We start from the raw sequence: 16,780 nt of genomic DNA on the forward strand, positions 1-16,780 counted from the left end.
GGAGATCGTCGGCGCGGTCAGCTGGCTGGTTTCTGCCCTCCGGGTGGGAGTGGAGAGGTTCTGCATGAGCGAGCAGCCAGCCAGCGACGGCACCGGCGCGGACAGCACCGACAGCGAGCGACTTCGGCGGGAGGCCCAGCGGATGGGCGCTCCAGTCGGGACCGCGACGGCAAGCACGCACCGCGAGCGAACGGGGGCCAAGCGATGACGCTTGCGACGGGCGGGACGGACTGGGAGCACGAGCGGCGTGGCGTGCCAGCCAGCGAGGTCGATGACGTTCCAGACGACGCGACGACGTGGACGTGCCTGGAGCGCACCGACGACGACGATACCCCGACGACCATCACCGTCTACCGCGCGAGCGACGACGCCGGCTACGTCACCGTCGCCGTCGACGACGTCCTAGAAGCGGTCAAGGAGTTCGACGACATCGACGCAGCGGCGGCAGAAGCCGAGGACCTGATGGACAAGTTCGGAGTCAGCGGGTAGTGGTTTCTACCCCCCGATTCGAGCGAGGGGTTCCACCATGAGCACTACCTGCACATCCCCGAGCGCCGAGACGGACAGCACCACCAGCCCTGCACAGGAAGGTCCAAACAGCACGAATCGCAACGGCATCCTGCTCGCTCACCCGAGCAGTATCGGCTACGCAGTCGAGCTTCCACCAGTCGAAGACAATCCGCAGGCCGCCGTCGACGCCATCTACGCAAACACCCCGTTCGTCCCCCACCTGCGATCAGCAGACGAGCCGACCACCTTCGCGTCCGTGGACGAGTTCCTCCAGCAGCACCCGGAAGGTAAAGCGATGCGGCCCGTCCTCGAACAGCACTTCGACTACACCGGCTGACCAGAACCGAACCGCTGCCAATTTCTATCCCGCGATCGGGGTGACGGATGGGCGAGAACTGCAACTACTGCAGACGGCGGTCCGGCAACGAGTTCGTCTTCCCCGACGGAACGGGTGAGCCGATCGGCAAGTGGTGTAGCCATCCAACCAACGCGACTCAGACCGAACGCGAAGAGGTCAGCGTCGACGACCTCTTCTGAACGGTCACCCGACTACCGATGAACGAGACCAGCCTATGAGCACCGACGACCTCGAAACGATGTCCGTCGCAGGCCTCGGAGAAGTACCGTCTCCCCAGGCCGTACGCGAGAACAAGGACGGCCGCAAGAAGACCGTCCACATCAACGCCGACTGTCCCGTCTGTGGGATGGGGCCGTACGCGACGTTCGCGAAGTTGCGTGGGCACTTCGGGAACGAGAGCGACGACCCGGCCCACCAGCAGTACGACCTGAGCATCGACGACTTCCAGTAAAACTAACCTGATCCGCACACACCCACTACAATGATGAACGAGTTTGGCCTCGCAGTGATAGTGTTCAGCATCGTCTTCCTCCTGATCGGGGTCGCAGGAACCTACCTACGACGAATCAGCCCCGTCGACGGTCCGCTCGCCGTAGAACTGATCGGCTGGGGCTCCGGCGTCCTGATGCTCGCATGGATGGGCATCATCGAGGTAATCGAGTACGCCCTGCCCGACGAGCTCCTGTACTCGGCAGTCGGCGTGTTCCTGTTCGGCGTCGTCCTGAACGGCGTCACGCTGTACCTCTCGATCCGTGTCTGGCAGTACTACAGCCCGGCGTGGCTCATCGAAGAGGACCGCCCCAGCGAGGATGTCGTCGCCGACGCCTCTCCTGCCGAGTGACCGCGCCCGTGACCGGCGGTTTGTACCCCTCGATTTGGGTGCGAGGCACGATGTCCACCGAGAGCTCCACTCCGAATCCACTCGAATCGACCTTGACCGGATACGTCGCGCTATCCGAGGCGGCCGCGTTCCCCAGCGGCATCGGCATCGGGATGTACTCCCGCGACAGCCCCGACAGCATCCGGCGGCACCGGCCGAACAGCGTCGTCACCAACGTCGAACGCGCTCGGCAGATCGCTCGCGACTACCACGACTGGGACCTGCCGAGCGAGGACGAGATCCTCGAGCAGCGCCTTCGGGCGTGCTGACCTGACTCGTCCCCGGCTGACCCGCTGACCTTGCGGCCCTCCCACTCTCGCGTCCGGGGGACTTGCTGGCCGGCCCGCCCAACGCGGCCGCTTCTCCGACCCGCAATCGCCGGCGGCTCCCCCGGCTACGAACACTCCACTTTCGCGTTCAGCAGCGGTCCCCAACGGGGCTCACCCCCGGCAAACCGCGCCGGGGGCTGCACGCCCGTTTGGGCCGGCGCAGCAGCGCCGGCCTTTGCCCTTCGGCGTTCTGAGAACGCCTCACCCCTGACAGTTCCGGGGCTCGGGGGGACGCTCCACTTGCGGCCTGCTCGCTCAACCCGCGAGCGAGCTTGCCCTCAGTCCCAGCGGATCATCCCTCCCGCCGAAGCCGGAGGCTCCCGGTGGTCGCCTCCCCCTCCTCGCGCGGTCACCCCGCGACCGCGCTCGGCTGCGCCGGGACTCTGTTTCTGTCTCCCGCTGGGGGCGGAGGACATCGAGATGCCTGACCAGCTCGCCTACGACCCTACCGCAGTTGACATCGGCGACACCCTGAAATCCGACGACAGCAAGTACGCCATCGCGTTCGCCGTCACCGACGTCGACGCCGAAAACGAGCGCGTCCGCGTCTACTCGCCGACGATGGCCCAGACCGTCCACCGCTGGGTCGAGATGAACGAGTTCACCGTCCACATCCCGAACGAGGACATCACCACTGACGCTGACCGTGAGGACTGGCTGAACGACTCTCTCCCGCAGGGCTACCGCTTTACCGACGACGGCCGCCAAGAGCTTGACTACGTCCTGACCGACGACGGGGTTACCCAGCAGCCCGTCAACGGGTAGACCGCAGCGTCGATAGTCCTCGTCGCGCTCGCAACCACCACCACATCGCGGCCAGGGGAGGGGGTGGTATAGCGGGAGGGCTATCTGGAAGCCGCCGCTCCCGCTGCCTTTCCAGGACGGAGCCGAGAGAGGCCACCGCGTTGAAAGCCCTCGCCGCGCTCGCGGGTCCCGCTGAGCGACATATCCGGTCAACCCGCAACCGGATAGAGGTCGCTCAGCGACCGCGACCACGGCTCGCCCTTTCAGTCCACCAGGACCGCATGTGGTTTGGTGGGGCCGCCGCGCCTTCGGTCAACCGCACCGCACCGCACTCAGGCGCGGCGGGGGCGTTGACTTCGCGCCAACGCTTGTCTACCCGAAACCCCATTAAGGCCTCCACGGGGTCAAACCGCGACCCCGTGTAACCATAATGGGGTTTCGGGTGAGAGCTGCGCGTATGGCGCGAAGCGCCCCTGAAGTCGAAGTAGTTGAAAAGTGTTTGGAAGAAGAATGTGAGGAGGAGATGAAGAAGAAGAAGCGGATGGGAATTCAGAGAGAAGAAGATGATGTTGTGAAGTCGGGTGAAGTGGGTGTGTGTGAAGATGGGCATCTCAGCATAAGCGTAAGGCCGCCGAACGAGCCGTGGCCGGGTCTTGAGCGGGTAGAGTGAAGGGAAAGGCGGTCTCGCTTACGGCTCCTCCCGCCGAGGCCGGAGCCCCGAATCAGAGATTCGGGCCTCCCCCTCCCTGCGGTGCAGTTGCTCCTCGGGCTGCGCCGACAGCATCGACGGGGCGATGCCCCGTCTGCTCGTTTCGCCCGGCGTCTGTCGCCGGGCTCCGAGCAGTCTCGCGCGAGTGCGAGCCATGGTTTGGTCTCGTCTCCTTCCCCCTTACTGGTGACGCCCGACCGCCGGGCGTAACCAATAAGAGGGGAAGGGAGACGTATCCCGGCACGCATGGCTCGCACCGAAACGCGCTACGAGTGCTCGGAGCACGGGCTTCTGACTTGGGACGAAACGACCATCCGTCGACCGGTCGAAGACATCTCCACAGGGCGAGCCTGTGGAGAATGCTTCGAACCGGTCGACCCAGTCTCGGTGACCGTCAAGGAGACGGTCACGCGAGACTGAGGGGCATCGCCCCGTCTCACGTTGCCCTCCCGCCGAGGCCGGAGCCCCGAATCGAAGATTCGGGCCTCCCCCTCCCTGTGCGACGTAGTGTGCTCGGGCTGCGCCGGGAGGAGCTACTGGTCAGGAACGTCACAACTACCACTGCAGACGGTAAGTTTCTACCCACCGCGTCAACTGGAGTGTCCTACATGGTATGCTACTGCGAGCGGGCCGACGTTCCCGACGTCTCGTACTCCGCTGAACAGCTTCCGTTCTCCTCCGACGACGACATCTGGGTGATCTTCGGGAGCCGGTCGTTCACCGCGACCGACGGCTCCACCCGCGAGCAGGCCAAGCGCGTCCTTAACGAGTTCGACGACCGCGACCTGGAGCACCCGGACGCGATCGTCTCCGGCGGCGCGGACGGCGCAGACGCGGTCGCCGAAGCAGTCGCGCTCCACCTCGGTGTTCCGATGGTCGTCCTCGCCGTTAACGGCCCCAGCGACGGGACAGCCTTCCGGCGCGATCTCGCCGACGCCCCGTGGGTCGTCGACACCGTCACGAGCTACGATGGGGAGCAGGACGATCCGACGTCGGGGAAGGGGGCGTACCTAACGCGGAACTGCATGATGGCGGAGTTCGTCGGACAACACGACGGCTACGGATTCGCCATCTGGGACGGCGACTCAAACGGGACGGCCCACATGATCGACAGTTGCCGCTCCCACGGGGTAGAAACCGTCACCTGGGAGTTCTCGTCCTGACCGCCGGTATTTTCTACCTTCCGTTTCGGGTGAAGAACATGAGTCAGAGTCCTACCTGCAGTAGTCAGACCGAGTCCGACCGCCCCGACGAGTGCCCCGACTGTGGAGGCGACGTATACCGTGAGCCGATGTGCGTCCACGGTGGGCCGAACGAGACGACGAGCGGCTGGGCCTGTCACGACTGTAGCTGGTACGAACTCGACGACCCCGACAGACCAACGGGCGAACCCTCGCTAGCGGAGGATCGCGTGGACCTCGGCCGGTTCGGAACTCACAGCACTGAAGACGAAGGGTTCGACGGTGACCGGAAGCGGTTCCGACTCGAGGATGGTTGTCCGAACTGTGGTGATACGCTCGAGTTCTTCCTCCGCGTCATCCCAGCGTCGAAGGCCGTGAAGCCGAACGAGCCAAAGTACGTCGCTCAGGCCGAACAGTGCCTCGGGTCGGGTTGCCAGCACCGCGTTCCGTGACCTTACCAAGCCGTTTGGACACACCCGTTGGAACGACTTGGTAAGACACCACAGCCGGCTGTCCCCGAGCGAGACACTCCCCGGTTGAACACCTATCGCCAGCAGCAATTTCTACACCCCGATTTGGGTAGAGGTCGCCATCAATGACTTGTGACCAGTGCAACACTCAGCCGATCGGCAACGGACGCTACCAGTGTTCAGATTGCGGGAACGTCGTTCACGTTGACGAGCGTGTCCACGACAGCATGGTCAGTTCGACCAGCTCGGCTATCGACACGGGTCGTCCCCAACGGTTCTAACCGCCGATTCCGCCCCCCTTTTTGCTATCACCCGCCGACCGCAGAAACACGGCCGCAACCGCACCACTATCGATGAGTTGCCCTCCCCCGACGCCCGGAGGGGCGGACAGCCGCCGCCCACCCCTCCTCCCCTCCTCACGCGCTCAACCCGCGAGCGCGTTCGGCTGCGCCGGAGGGCATCTGTATCTGTTGGGGCCGCCGCGCCTTCGGTCAACCGCCCGCACTCAGGCGCGGCGGAACTGTCACATCGTCGTCGTCGCGCCAGCGCCCGGTCTTCCCAGAGCACCATAATGGCCTCCAACGGGGTCAAACCGCGACCCCGTGTAACCACTATGGCGCTCCGGGGTAGCGGGGCGCGTATGGCGCGACGACATCGCCACGATCCCGACATCGTTGAGTGTTCAAACGACGACTGCGAGCGTACGTTCGACCTCGCGCGACAGTCGTACTACGGCGGCGAGTGCCCGACCTGCCGGGACTGACGCGCCCGGCGCGGCTTTTCTCGTTCTGCTCAGTTACCCTCCCCCGAGGCCCGGAGGGGCGGACAGCCGCCGCCCGCCCCTCCTCCCCTCCTCACGCGCTCAACCCGCGAGCGCGTTCGGCTGCGCCGGAGGGTAACCCAGCCCCGTCGTTTCTACCCACCGATTAGGGCGAGAACCATGAGATCTACCTCATGTCGTTTTCCTCACTGTGATGAACAGGCGACATTGATCCCCGACTCCCGAATCGGCATCCCTCGGGATGTCGTCCACGACGATGTGCTCCATGAGTTCGAGTGTCCCGACGGCCACATCACTGTCCACTAACAGGTGAAAGCCCTCGCCGCGCTCGCGGGTCCCGCTGAGCGACATATCCGGTCAAACCGCGACCGGATAGGGGCCGGCTCAGCGACCGCGAGTGCGTCTCGCCCTTTCAGTCCACCAGGAACCCCAACCACACGTGAGCGAATCGAAGATTCGCGGGGTCGGACGCGGTCCACCCCGCTCGCTGCATTGTATCGCTCAGCCCGCACGGTGGGAAAATTAACACCGCGTAACAACGTCGGCTGATTTCCGGGACACTGCTCCACGCGCGTTGACTCCTGAGCCGGGTCACGATTCGCGCGGCGAATCGACCGGCTCAGGAGCCAACCCACGGGAGCCGATGTGACATTGCCCGCCGAAACCGAGTACTGCGCGGTCCCGACCCACCGGACATCGGCGGACCCTACCCGCGCTGCGAGCCCTCGCGCGGGTCCCTTCCGACGATCTCCGGCGGCTCGGAACACCGCTCGTTTACGGTTTCGACGGGCTGCCGTCACATCGGGTCGTGCTACGACCAGGTTTCCTCACTCTGCCGATCCCTTGCGCGGCGCAAACCGCACGCCGCGCACCCGGCGCGTTGGCGAGCTGGCCCACACCACGATATCAGCAGACACTACCCGCGCCCACCGGCGCGGGTCCCTTCTCCTGATATCGGGCGGGCCAGCGGCCAACCCACCGGGTCGGGACGATGCCTGCCACGTGCCCTGGCGAGCCGAGCGCCGCGAATTGCTTCGCTCGCTGCCCGCTCGCATTTCGCGCTTCGGAACAGCCGCTGAACCGGACCGGGTCACGATTTCGGGCGATTCACCCGCTCGCTCTCCGCAGCGCCCGCTCGCGGGTCCCATCACCCGAAATCGACCGGTTCAGCGGCTGTTCTCGCCGTCGGTCGTACTCGACCATAAGCAATTTTCCGCTGACCCAGCGGCACTGAACACCATCCCGATTTCACCCGCGTCAGACCTGCTCGCTGCGCTGCGCGGCCTGACGCGGGCGAAATCGAGGCGTTCAGAGACCTCGCTGGGTTGCGGAAAATCGTCGATTCGCCTAAGCCAGCGGCACTGAGCCGGGTCACGATTCGCGCGGCGAATCGACCGGCTCAGAGACCGCGCTGGCTTGACGAATCGCCGGCTCGCAGCCGACGGCTCGCGCGAAATCCCGCCCTTTGTGCGGGTCACGATTCATCTGCGTTCGTCCCACCGCGCACTGCTCCCGATTCCAGCGGACCCTACCCGCTCGCAAGCTCGCGGGTCCCTTCCACTGGAATCGGCAGTGCGCGGCGGGCTCACGTTGTGAATCGACCGCAGTCGGGCGGGTTCGCAATTCACGGCGCTCGGCGGCCAGGCCACGCGCCGGGCGTCGTTCTGGGGGTGGGGGCAGAGCCCCCAGAATCGGCAGAGCCCACAGTAATCTCTTTACACTTAAGCGGCTGCGGTTCCTGCGAATCGGCCGCCTTGCCGCCGCGACCCGGTTCACGATTTCACGAGATTCACCCGCTCGCTCAACCCGCAAGCGAGCGGGTCCCATCTCGCGAAATCGACCGGCTCTCGCCGTCAGTTCGGCCGATTCGATAACCGACGGCCTCGCGCTATTTCAAACGCGCGAGGCCGTCGTTTCGCCTACGAGACGCGACCTGACCCAGTCCACGATTTCGCGGGATTCACCCGCTCCTTCGTCGCGGGTCCCATCCCGCGAAATCGGCTGGCTCAGCTCTGCCTCTCGTGGCGAAACGGCCGCTTAAGTGTAAACCACCCCCCACACTTGTCGGATGTCAACTGCACGTTTTGGGGAGACCACTTGCCGGTTGGAACGCGCACTCGCAGGGACTGAACGCCGACCACGATACCGGCAGACACTACCCGCCTTCGGCGGGTCCCTTCTCCCGGTATCGGCGGCGTCAGCCCCGCTCGAAGCGCGTTCCCTTCCAGCTTGTGGCTCTGACCCGGTCCTCGATTCGGGGCGATTCACCCAGTCGCTGCGCGCCGTAGCGTGCTCGCTTTGTGGGTCCCATCGCCCCGAATCGGCCGGCTCAGAGGCCAAAACGCACAGTTGCTTCCAACTTTTGCGGGGGGTTGAGATCATAGAGGGGGGTGACCCCAGTCGGGTCGTGCAGGCCGGTCGCGGGCGGTTGACCGGTTGCATCGAACCGCGCGTTGGTGCGTTTCGCACCGCACGTTGGTTTTTACGCCTCGATTGGGAGTGGAGTGTTCGTATCTATGACGCGAAACATCGACGTTACGGAAACTGGCTCGTACGGAATTCAAGATAATGACGTCAACGTGGACGGTGTCTGGAGCAATCAGGAAACTGGACGGACGCCGATGAGCGGCGGTGTGACGGTCGGGACCGAGGTTGCGACGACGGCGTTCAAGGACGCGCACGAGGCGGAAGGCGGGATGGTCGTGGGCGACGTGGGCGTCGAAGCGCAGGTCAGTCGGCGTGAATCCCGACGTGCGCCTCGGGGATTCGATGACCCGGAACTAAACGAAGAAGCGTACACGCTCGCGACTCAGGAACGCATCGAGGGCGAAGCCGAGGCCGACCGTCGCTCGGACGCGCTCGCTGAACGGTTCAAGAGCGTTCGTGAGTCGTCTGAAGAGGAGGACGAAGACGCAAACATCCTGAGCCGGGCCGAGCGATGCAGGGAGGAAGTCACGTCTGGAACGCATTACCAAGAGACGACGAGCGAAGAAGCGCCGGACGTCGAGACCGGGCCTGAGAACCCGTTCGAGGAACTGACGCAGGAGCAGTTGGCTCAGGTCAATCAACAAGCAGACCGGCTGAACGACGAGTTCACGGTCGGCACGGCGCTCGGGCGCGCTTCCTTCGCCAAACTCCTCGCTCGTCGAGTCGCGAAAGGGAGTTCGGTCCTCGATGCCACGCTCGCCGTGAAGGAGCACGTTCAGAAGTTCCCCGACGTCATCCAGCCGATTGCGGAAATCGACCCGTTCGACCAGTACCAGACGACGGTTCGCGGCACCATCGACGTCCTCTGGAAGCCGAAAGGCAGTGGCCAGCGGCAGGTTGGGCTGATTTCGGACGATACGAACGAACCCGTCAAAATCACCATCTGGCAGAAGTCGGGCGACAAACCGCTGCTCCGAGAGGGGGACGTCGTCGAGGTAAACCGGGCGAAGGTCAACGCCTATCAGCGCGACGGTGAGTGGGAGACGACGCTCGCGGTGGACGCCGAATGTGAGATTCATCACATCGAACACGGAGATGGCGACCGTCCCCGGATGGGCAAGTCGAGCGATGAGCACAAGCCCCCCGCGTGGCGCGCAGATTCGGACACTCACGCCTGGCTGACTCAGTCGGACCTTCCGAAAGGCGACGTGGACGGTGACATCAGCGACGAGAAGGTGGACGCCATCAACGCCTGGATTCGTGGGGAAATCACCGAGGACGAAATCGAGGACTACACTGAATCGCTCCGCGAGGAGTAGTCGGGCCGGTCGCGGCTCTCTCTTTTTCCCCATATGCGCGTCAGCCCCTCCCGCCGAGGCCGGAGGCTCCCGATGGTCGCCTCCCCCTCCTCACGCGCTCAACCCGCAAGCGCGTTCGGCTGCGCCGGGAGGATCTCTATATCTATGGAGGACCGAAACTCACGAACTCTGGCCGGATCGACAGCGGCGAGAGTTTGTAGCCCTCGATTTGGGTAGAGGGTACTTATGAAAGGCGCAGGCTCCGCCCCGACGACGCAGATTCGCACGCTCGAACGCACCGACATCAGCGAGCTCGTGCCGGCTCGCCTCGAAGATCTCGACTACTCCGTCTACGATCAGCTGACCGATTTCCAGCATCGCGGGTCCCGCTGTGAGGTCGACCGGATGATCTCGCATCTCGGCGCGGCCATCGAGAACGAGGCGGTGATGCGTGGCGAAGAGTCCACACCTGTCACCTTCCACGAGTTCGAGGCCGTCGAGATCGTCCTCGACGCACTCCAGAGCAAGTACCCCGCGTGGTTCGGCGACAACGAGGCGCTCGCCGACCTGGAGAAGCCAGTCTCCGACAACCACCTCTCGACGTCGGACCTCAAAGAGGCCTACTTCGGTGAGCAGATCAACCCGGAGACTTCGAGCGTCGGCGGCGATGACTGGACTGACCAGAAGCGCGTCATCATCCCGCTGCTGGCGATCGTCCTCTCCCGCGTTCGTGAGCAACTCCAGAAAGACTCCGAAGCGTCGACGAACGCCGCCCAGCAGACCATCAAGCGCACGATTCTCCGTGAAGCCTACGAGCACGACCTCGACGAGACGGAAATCGGCGTAGCCGTCGATGCCGCGCTCCAGTCGCTCGACGAGCTGTAGACGGGCGGGTGGGCCACAGCGCCGCTCGATGTTTCGCGTTCAGCAGCGGTCCCCAACAGGGTTCACCCCCGGCAAACCACGCCGGGGGCTGCACACCCGTTTGGGTCGCCACGCAGTGGCGACCTTCACCCCTCGGCGTTCTGAGAACGCCTCGCCCCTGACAGTTCCGGGGTTCGGGGGGACGCTCCACTTGCGGCCTGCACGCTCGCTCAACCCGCAAGCGAGCGAGCTTGCCCTCAGTCCCTGCGGATCATCCCTCCCGCCGAAGCCGGAGTCCGACGGACGTAGTTGCGACGGCCTCCCCCTCCTCACGCGCTCACCCCGCGAGCGCGTTCGGCTGCGCCGAAGCAACCTCTATTTTGCCCAGTCAGTATCCGACCCATCTCTTCCCGCCTTCCCGATAGCAAGTTTCTACCCTTCGATTTGGGCAGAATGGAATTCAACAAATTCCTGAAGCGAGAACTGAATCGGATAGACGAGCAGCCCGACGACATCATCAAAGCAACCGCACTTCAAGCCGAACGAGTCCTCAAGATTCTGCGTGGTTCGGAACCGACTCGGCAAGAACAGCGAGCGATTCTCGAGTTCCTGAATGGCGCGGATCGAACCTCACCCCAACACGACCCAGCCGCTACGGTCGTCAGCACGACAGCGTAGACGTGGTTTTTATTCCTCGGTTTGAGTGGAAGAAGAGTTGCTATGAACGATCCTGAGCCTTCCCAGCCCGCGAGAGCACAGACCTCGTCGGGGGTCGGAGCAGTTCCCGATGTTCCGCTGGCGGGAGCGCAGCACGATATTTTTAGCCCTCGGTTGGGGCGAAGGGAGGCTTACACAGAGCAGTCGGTCGCGATGAATCGTACTCGAAACAACCGATAACGACCCTTTCCAGACAACGATGTCCGCAACTAACGACACCAACGCTAGCACCGACTCCAACCAGACCGTCGCCGTCATCCCCACCGGCATCACCGGTAATCCGTACTACATCCGCGACGTGGCGCAGTTCGTCGCGATGGTCGAAGCCGAACTCGAAAACCTCTCAGCGGCCACTGGCCCCATCAGCGATATCGTCATCCGTGGGAGCTACCAGCTGGCCAAAGTCGTCGAAGAGAACCTCGACACCGACCTCGATGTCGAATCGCACTCGATGGACTTCCGCACGTTCCTCGACGACGAGGGTGAGGACGAGTTCGACATCCCCAGCGTGATCGGCGACGGGCAGCCGGTCGTCAAGCACATCGAAGCAGTCCACGGCAGTGAGGTCGCCGCCGAGTTCGACCTCAACGAGTCCGACGATCGTCGTGAGTACGTGGACGGCGATGTCCTCTCCCGAATCGAAGACGAGGAAGAAGACGGCCAATCGCGAATCGGCCGGGCGAAGGCGAAATCCAAGGGGAAAGCGACCGAACAACTCCTCAACGACTACTTCGACTGGGCGGCGACGGCCGACCACGTCGTCATCCTCGAAGACGGAACGGACACCTACGAAGACGCTGCCACGGACGTTCGTGGCGACAACAACTGGGTCAAGTACGCGACGGCCTGCGACGGGCAGGTTCGCTCGATTCGGATGAGCGGCGGCGAGGACGGCGTGCTGAACTGGACGCACGCGATGCTCGTTCGCGACCAGCTCGAGGCCGACGATCTCTCCGACAGTCAGGTCGCGCGGCTGAACGAGACGCTGGACGAGGACCAGCTCGAGAACCACGGCGTCCCGGTTCAGTCAGACGACTCCAGCGACGAGGAGCGGCGTGTCCAAGCAGAAGCCCAGGCCGTCGCCGGCGAAGCCGCAGCGCCCGCCGACGACTGAGCGCCGAACACGCCCCCTTTTTGCTGCTGGATGCTGCTCGACGGGCGGGGGCCAACCGACCGCCCGGCAGTCGGCTCAGCGTCCCTCCCCCGAAGCCCGGAGGGGCGGACAGCCGCCGCCCGCCCCTCCTCCCCTCCTCGCGCGGTCAAACCGCAACCGCGCTCGGCTGCGCCGGAGGGAACTCTGTTCTGTTAGGCCGAGCGCAAACACCCTCTCTGACAGCGTCCCACGTTCGTTTTTATACCCCATCTGGGGTGGAGGGTTTTCACATGAGCGAACCTGAAGCAACAGAGCAGACGTCGAGCACGCAAGAAGCACCGCGAATCGGGTCACCAAACCTGACGAACACGCACGAGCCGGAATCCGAAGTCAAGCCAATCGAGGCTGCAGAAGACGATTCAGATCCGACGTTCCGCGCTGTCTACACTGGTTTCGATGACGACCTCGAAGTCGAACTGGTCAAGCGCGTTCCGGCGACCAAAAGCGAGCACCAGTTCGGGCACGCGATCATCGACCGGCCCGAGTGGGACGAGTCGAAGAAGGCGCTTCTGCAGAACGTTCGCGTCGATGTGCTCAACGAGGATACCGAGGCCGAACTGGAGGTGGAGATCGATGGGTAGCTGGCCGCACTGTCCGAACGGCTGCGGGCCGCTCGAAGCGTCGGGTAACTGTCCGGCGTGCGGATACACGAACGCACAGACGCTGAACGACGATCAACCGAAGTTCACGATCAACGGAGGTCACCAATGAGCGAACACACCGACTCACAAGCAGAGCCGAACGTCGAACCCACCTACCACGTTCTCGACGATCGTGCGGAAGACCCAGACGCCTTCGCCCACGACCCGTCGGCGGAAGCGAACCACGTTCAACAGTCGATGAGCGAGCGATGGGGTGGTGAGTGGTGAACCGATTGACCGGGTACGTCCTGTCGGCGTGCCTGTTCCTCCTGGCGTTCATCCTGACCGGTTCGATGCTCGGTTCGTTCCTAACGTAGTGCCGGTCCATAGTTCACGCTGGAGTTGAGGAGAGTTGCGTAGTGTGGTTTATAAACCTCGATTGGAGTGGAGGGATTCTCCCGTGAAGCGTCCAACCCGCGTTCGTCCGCTGCCCCTCGCACCAGCTGGTGTGGGTGCTGGACATCTCAGTGGTGCCAGCGCAAGCGCCGCAGGGATGTTTCTGTCCCCCGGTCGGGGTGGAGGGCGCGTGGAGATGGAGCGACACGGCGAGCAGCAGCCCATCCATTCGTCCCAGATCGAGGGTGGTAAGCAGGCTGCCGCAGGGCAGTTTGTGTTCCTCGTTAGGAGTGAAGGGATGTTCCGAGAAGAGCAGGCAAGCGAGTCATCTTCAGTCCAGAGCGGACTGGAGGCACTGGCCTCCTGCGAAATCCCGGTTGAGAAGCGCGACTCGGGGGGTTTGTATCCCTCGAGTTGGGTGAAGGGAATCTCGGAGATGACGTGGCGTGTCGTGAGTTCTACGTCGACGTCCCTTCGGCAGTTCGCAGTTCGCGGTAAACACAGTGATCAACGATGTCTGCCACTAGCGACACTCAGAGTAGCACCGATTCCGACCTCAACGTTCTCGTCGCGGCTCTCGGCCTCGCCGGGAACGAGCGGTACGTCAAGAACCCCGAAGCCCTGGCTGACAAGGCCGAGGGCGCGATTCAGTCCATCGCCGGCATGAACGGCCGGCGCGTGGACAACGTCGTCGTTCGCGAGAACTTCGCTCTCGAACAGGAGCTCGAAGATCGCCTGGACGAGGACGCGCTCCCGGACGTCCAGTACTACGGGATCGACTTCCGCCGTGTTCTGGACGACGCCCCGGAGACCTACGACGACGGCAACCGAGAGACGCAAGGCGTGATGCTCACGGCTGAGCAGAAGGCCGGCGAGGACGAAGACGCTTCGGACTACACGGACGACGAGCCGATCGCGAAGCTCGTCATGGAACACGTCGATCTCAACGAGGAGGTCGAAGTCGAGGTGTACGACCAGGATGCGGGCGAGATGGTCGAAACGACGCGCTCGCTTCGGGAGCACATGACGGATGCGCTGGAGACGGTGGACGACGACTTCGATGCCAGCGAGGACGAGTTCTCGGTCGCCGAGCACTTCGACCTCCGTATCCGCGAGCACCGAGAAGCCATCCCGATGGGCGAGGTCGACCAGTCGCGAATCAACCGTGCGAAGGCCCGCTCCCGCGCGAAGACGGACGAGCGCCTCTACAACGACTGGTTCGACAACGTCCCGACCGTGGACGCGGCGGTCTTCCTCCACGACGGCTCCGACCGAGGGATGGCCGCAGTCGAGGCCGCGCGTGGCCAGAACCCCTGGGTCAAGTACCCGTCCTCCTGCAACGGCACCGTCCTCGAAGTCTCCTGCAATCAGGACGAAGACCAGATCATCGACTGGGCGCGGTACCTCCTCGAGACGGACGAGATCGACGCCAGCGAACTGACCGACGAGCAGGAAGAGGAGCTGCGCGAGATGCACTCCGACGACGATCTGGAGTTCATGGGCCTCGACGTCGAGAGCAGCGAAGCCGAAGCTCCCGAGCCCCCGGCGGCCAACGCGGACGCCGGCCAGCCTGCGAGTGCCGACTGAGGCGTTCGACGCAGCCACGCATCCGGTAGCCTAATCTGGCTTCCGTAACCCCCGACACTCCACTCATCACTCGCTGTGGGTTCGTTTTTCATACCCGACACAGCATACTCGGTTCACGTAGTTTCCTTCCCATACGTGGCATCCATTCAGCGTTCACACCAACGGCGAGCAACACAGAAGCCAGCTCACCAAATGCGAGGTATCAACAATGGGCGAACAACCTCCGGTCCACGGTATCCACGATGTCGACCGGCACACCGATCTCGAAACAGAAGGCCGGTCGGTCACGCTATTCTACGACCCGGAAGCGCCGGACGACGCCTTACTTCAGGGCGATGTCCTGCAACGGCAAGGGCCGTCGATCGACGCAGGGCCTGCCGGACCATCGATTCGATAACGATGTTCGCCAGTCTCCTTAGCGGAGTACGAGTGCTTAACGCCAAGCCCAGCCCGACCGCTGGCTCGTTCGGTGGCCAGCGGTCGCCGGCGAAGTCCCTGTTCGGGGTCACGAAGACCATGCACCGGAAGAAAACGAGTAAGCCATCAAGAACAGCAGATGGAGGCCCGGTGGCACCGGCCAGCGCCGAAAACCCGGTGCCGACGGCTACCGTCCGGTGCCGGGTGCCGGATGCCTCCGACCGAGGCCAAGTCAGAAGCCGGCAACGTGTTCCTGGCTCGATCGACCTCTTCGTACAGTTGGCGGGTGCATCAACTATCTACGGTAGAAGACCAGAGCCTCAGACCCTGATGAGAAGCAGGTGCCGACAACAGCCCTCTGGGAGTCCAAGAGCGGCTGGGCCAGCCAGCGGAAGGGGGTTCAACCGGTGCCCGTTCGTTCAAAACTTGGGGGGTCGCCAACGACAGACTCAGCGAAGGGGAGTGCAACGCGGCCACCCGGCCTGTACGCCGTTCGACGAATACCGTAGTGCAGAAGGTGCCGAAGCGGACCCGGTGCCCTCAACGGCCACCGACCCGGCTCCGATGCACTCGGCGAGCGTGAGGTCAAGCCGCAGCGACCAGCGTCAGGTGCCGGTTCGGACTACTCACGGCCAAGTCTGGCAATCGCTCCTGGCAAACAGCAGCCGGGTGCCCGGTGCCCACAACAGCCAACGGGATCAGGGTGCCGACAACAGCCCGGTGCCGGTACAGACCGTTCGATCGCCACTCTTGGAACAGTGCCCACGATGGCCCGGTGCCGGTAGCCGGTTGACAGGTTCAGGGCCTGACCAGAAGTTAGCTACGTTCATCGGGCCGCAGCGAAGACAGGCACCCTCCGACGTAGCCGAGGCGTGTCGCTGGCCTGCGTGTGGCGAAGGCCGCTTCGAGGCTGGGGTTCATGCTGGGTGCCCTTTCGAGGTGCCGACAACAGCCCCCAAGCGGGGTGCCAGTAGCTGCCTACAGTCCGGGTGCCCTTTTCTGCCCGGTGCCCTTGATCGTCAGATGCCTCGGTGCCGTCAGACACCGCCTATCTCGGTGCCCCTCGCTACCCACTTTCTCGGTGCCCTCAGCGGCCTGTATCTCCGGTGCCGGTAGCCACCCAAGTACGCCATCAGCGGCCCCCATCCGTCGAAGCGGCTCAGATGTCTCCTCAGTGAGCTCGATGCGGCGGTTCCCTATACCGGCCTACGCTCCAACTGATCATTCAGTTCTACAAAGACTGGCTGAACAGGTGCCGTGTACGCCCTCCAAACCCGGTGCCCTTAACCACCCGACTCTCCGGTGCCCCTAACCACCCCACATCAGGTGCCCTTCACTGCCCAATTACTGGGTGCCCGCTGCTACCCTCGTATCTGGT

At 63.9% G+C, this 16,780-nt stretch carries 21 protein-coding genes; 20 read left to right on the forward strand and 1 reads right to left on the reverse strand.

Going from position 1 to position 16,780, the window contains the following annotated elements:
* Positions 1 to 64 precede the first annotated feature (64 nt).
* The 13 genes from HZS54_RS11475 to HZS54_RS26465 all read left to right on the forward strand — a co-directional run bounded on the left by HZS54_RS11475 (position 65) and on the right by HZS54_RS26465 (position 5,944).
* Entirely contained in the window at positions 65 to 208 is a 144-nt protein-coding gene (locus HZS54_RS11475; RefSeq protein ID WP_179922655.1) for a hypothetical protein, read from the forward strand.
* Entirely contained in the window at positions 205 to 489 is a 285-nt protein-coding gene (locus tag HZS54_RS11480; RefSeq protein ID WP_179922656.1) for a hypothetical protein, read from the forward strand. Before HZS54_RS11475 ends, HZS54_RS11480 begins: the two co-directional genes overlap by 4 nt.
* 37 nt (positions 490 to 526) lie before the next feature.
* Positions 527 to 847: a hypothetical protein gene (locus HZS54_RS11485; RefSeq protein WP_179922657.1), complete on the forward strand. Its 321-nt coding sequence runs from the start codon at positions 527 to 529 to the stop codon at positions 845 to 847.
* Positions 848 to 894: 47 nt separating this feature from the next.
* Entirely contained in the window at positions 895 to 1,047 is a 153-nt protein-coding gene (locus HZS54_RS11490; RefSeq protein WP_179922658.1) for a hypothetical protein, read from the forward strand.
* Positions 1,048 to 1,082: 35 nt separating this feature from the next.
* Positions 1,083 to 1,319, forward strand: a complete 237-nt coding sequence (locus tag HZS54_RS11495) for a hypothetical protein (RefSeq protein ID WP_179922659.1) — start codon at positions 1,083 to 1,085, stop codon at positions 1,317 to 1,319.
* Between the two features lie 33 nt (positions 1,320 to 1,352).
* Complete coding sequence (locus HZS54_RS11500) at positions 1,353 to 1,709, forward strand: hypothetical protein (protein WP_179922660.1); 357 nt, start codon at positions 1,353 to 1,355, stop codon at positions 1,707 to 1,709.
* A gap of 50 nt (positions 1,710 to 1,759) precedes the next feature.
* A complete protein-coding gene (locus HZS54_RS11505) occupies positions 1,760 to 2,017 on the forward strand; it encodes a hypothetical protein (protein WP_179922661.1) in 258 nt (85 codons plus the stop codon).
* Positions 2,018 to 2,497: 480 nt separating this feature from the next.
* Positions 2,498 to 2,842 carry a hypothetical protein gene (locus tag HZS54_RS11510; RefSeq protein ID WP_179922662.1) on the forward strand — a complete coding sequence of 115 codons (345 nt, stop codon included), beginning with the start codon at positions 2,498 to 2,500 and terminating at the stop codon, positions 2,840 to 2,842.
* Positions 2,843 to 3,278: 436 nt separating this feature from the next.
* On the forward strand, positions 3,279 to 3,491 hold the full coding sequence (locus HZS54_RS11515; protein WP_179922663.1) for a hypothetical protein: 213 nt from the start codon (positions 3,279 to 3,281) through the stop codon (positions 3,489 to 3,491).
* A 285-nt stretch (positions 3,492 to 3,776) separates the two neighbouring features.
* Positions 3,777 to 3,950, forward strand: coding sequence for a hypothetical protein (locus tag HZS54_RS11520; protein WP_179922664.1), 174 nt, complete (start codon positions 3,777 to 3,779; stop codon positions 3,948 to 3,950).
* A 188-nt stretch (positions 3,951 to 4,138) separates the two neighbouring features.
* Positions 4,139 to 4,693 (forward strand): LOG family protein, encoded by a 555-nt coding sequence (locus tag HZS54_RS11525; protein WP_179922665.1) that lies wholly within the window; start codon positions 4,139 to 4,141, stop codon positions 4,691 to 4,693.
* 38 nt (positions 4,694 to 4,731) lie between these two features.
* Positions 4,732 to 5,163 carry a hypothetical protein gene (locus tag HZS54_RS11530; protein WP_179922666.1) on the forward strand — a complete coding sequence of 144 codons (432 nt, stop codon included), beginning with the start codon at positions 4,732 to 4,734 and terminating at the stop codon, positions 5,161 to 5,163.
* A 658-nt stretch (positions 5,164 to 5,821) separates the two neighbouring features.
* Positions 5,822 to 5,944, forward strand: coding sequence for a hypothetical protein (locus tag HZS54_RS26465; protein WP_281377749.1), 123 nt, complete (start codon positions 5,822 to 5,824; stop codon positions 5,942 to 5,944).
* Between the two features lie 189 nt (positions 5,945 to 6,133).
* Here the strand turns inward: HZS54_RS26465 and HZS54_RS11535 are convergent, their stop codons facing one another.
* Positions 6,134 to 6,313 carry a hypothetical protein gene (locus HZS54_RS11535; protein ID WP_179922667.1) on the reverse strand — a complete coding sequence of 60 codons (180 nt, stop codon included), beginning with the start codon at positions 6,311 to 6,313 and terminating at the stop codon, positions 6,134 to 6,136.
* Positions 6,314 to 8,418: 2,105 nt separating this feature from the next.
* Between HZS54_RS11535 and HZS54_RS11540 the strand changes: the two genes are divergently transcribed.
* The 7 genes from HZS54_RS11540 (at position 8,419) to HZS54_RS11570 (ending at position 15,382) form a co-directional block, all read left to right on the forward strand.
* The gene (locus HZS54_RS11540) at positions 8,419 to 9,708 is read left to right on the forward strand and encodes a hypothetical protein (RefSeq protein WP_179922668.1); all 1,290 of its coding nucleotides are present in this window, start codon (positions 8,419 to 8,421) and stop codon (positions 9,706 to 9,708) included.
* 225 nt (positions 9,709 to 9,933) lie between these two features.
* Complete coding sequence (locus HZS54_RS11545; RefSeq protein ID WP_179922669.1) at positions 9,934 to 10,572, forward strand: hypothetical protein; 639 nt, start codon at positions 9,934 to 9,936, stop codon at positions 10,570 to 10,572.
* 895 nt (positions 10,573 to 11,467) lie between these two features.
* Complete coding sequence (locus HZS54_RS11550; RefSeq protein ID WP_179922670.1) at positions 11,468 to 12,382, forward strand: hypothetical protein; 915 nt, start codon at positions 11,468 to 11,470, stop codon at positions 12,380 to 12,382.
* Positions 12,383 to 12,651: 269 nt separating this feature from the next.
* Positions 12,652 to 13,002 carry a hypothetical protein gene (locus tag HZS54_RS11555; protein WP_179922671.1) on the forward strand — a complete coding sequence of 117 codons (351 nt, stop codon included), beginning with the start codon at positions 12,652 to 12,654 and terminating at the stop codon, positions 13,000 to 13,002.
* A 126-nt stretch (positions 13,003 to 13,128) separates the two neighbouring features.
* On the forward strand, positions 13,129 to 13,290 hold the full coding sequence (locus HZS54_RS11560) for a hypothetical protein (protein WP_179922672.1): 162 nt from the start codon (positions 13,129 to 13,131) through the stop codon (positions 13,288 to 13,290).
* A gap of 621 nt (positions 13,291 to 13,911) precedes the next feature.
* Positions 13,912 to 14,985, forward strand: a complete 1,074-nt coding sequence (locus tag HZS54_RS11565; RefSeq protein WP_179922673.1) for a hypothetical protein — start codon at positions 13,912 to 13,914, stop codon at positions 14,983 to 14,985.
* Between the two features lie 208 nt (positions 14,986 to 15,193).
* A complete protein-coding gene (locus tag HZS54_RS11570) occupies positions 15,194 to 15,382 on the forward strand; it encodes a DUF3592 domain-containing protein (RefSeq protein ID WP_179922674.1) in 189 nt (62 codons plus the stop codon).
* The last annotated feature ends 1,398 nt before the right edge of the window (positions 15,383 to 16,780 follow it).

Source organism: Halosimplex pelagicum, assembly GCF_013415905.1.
In the GTDB taxonomy this organism is placed as follows: domain Archaea; phylum Halobacteriota; class Halobacteria; order Halobacteriales; family Haloarculaceae; genus Halosimplex; species Halosimplex pelagicum.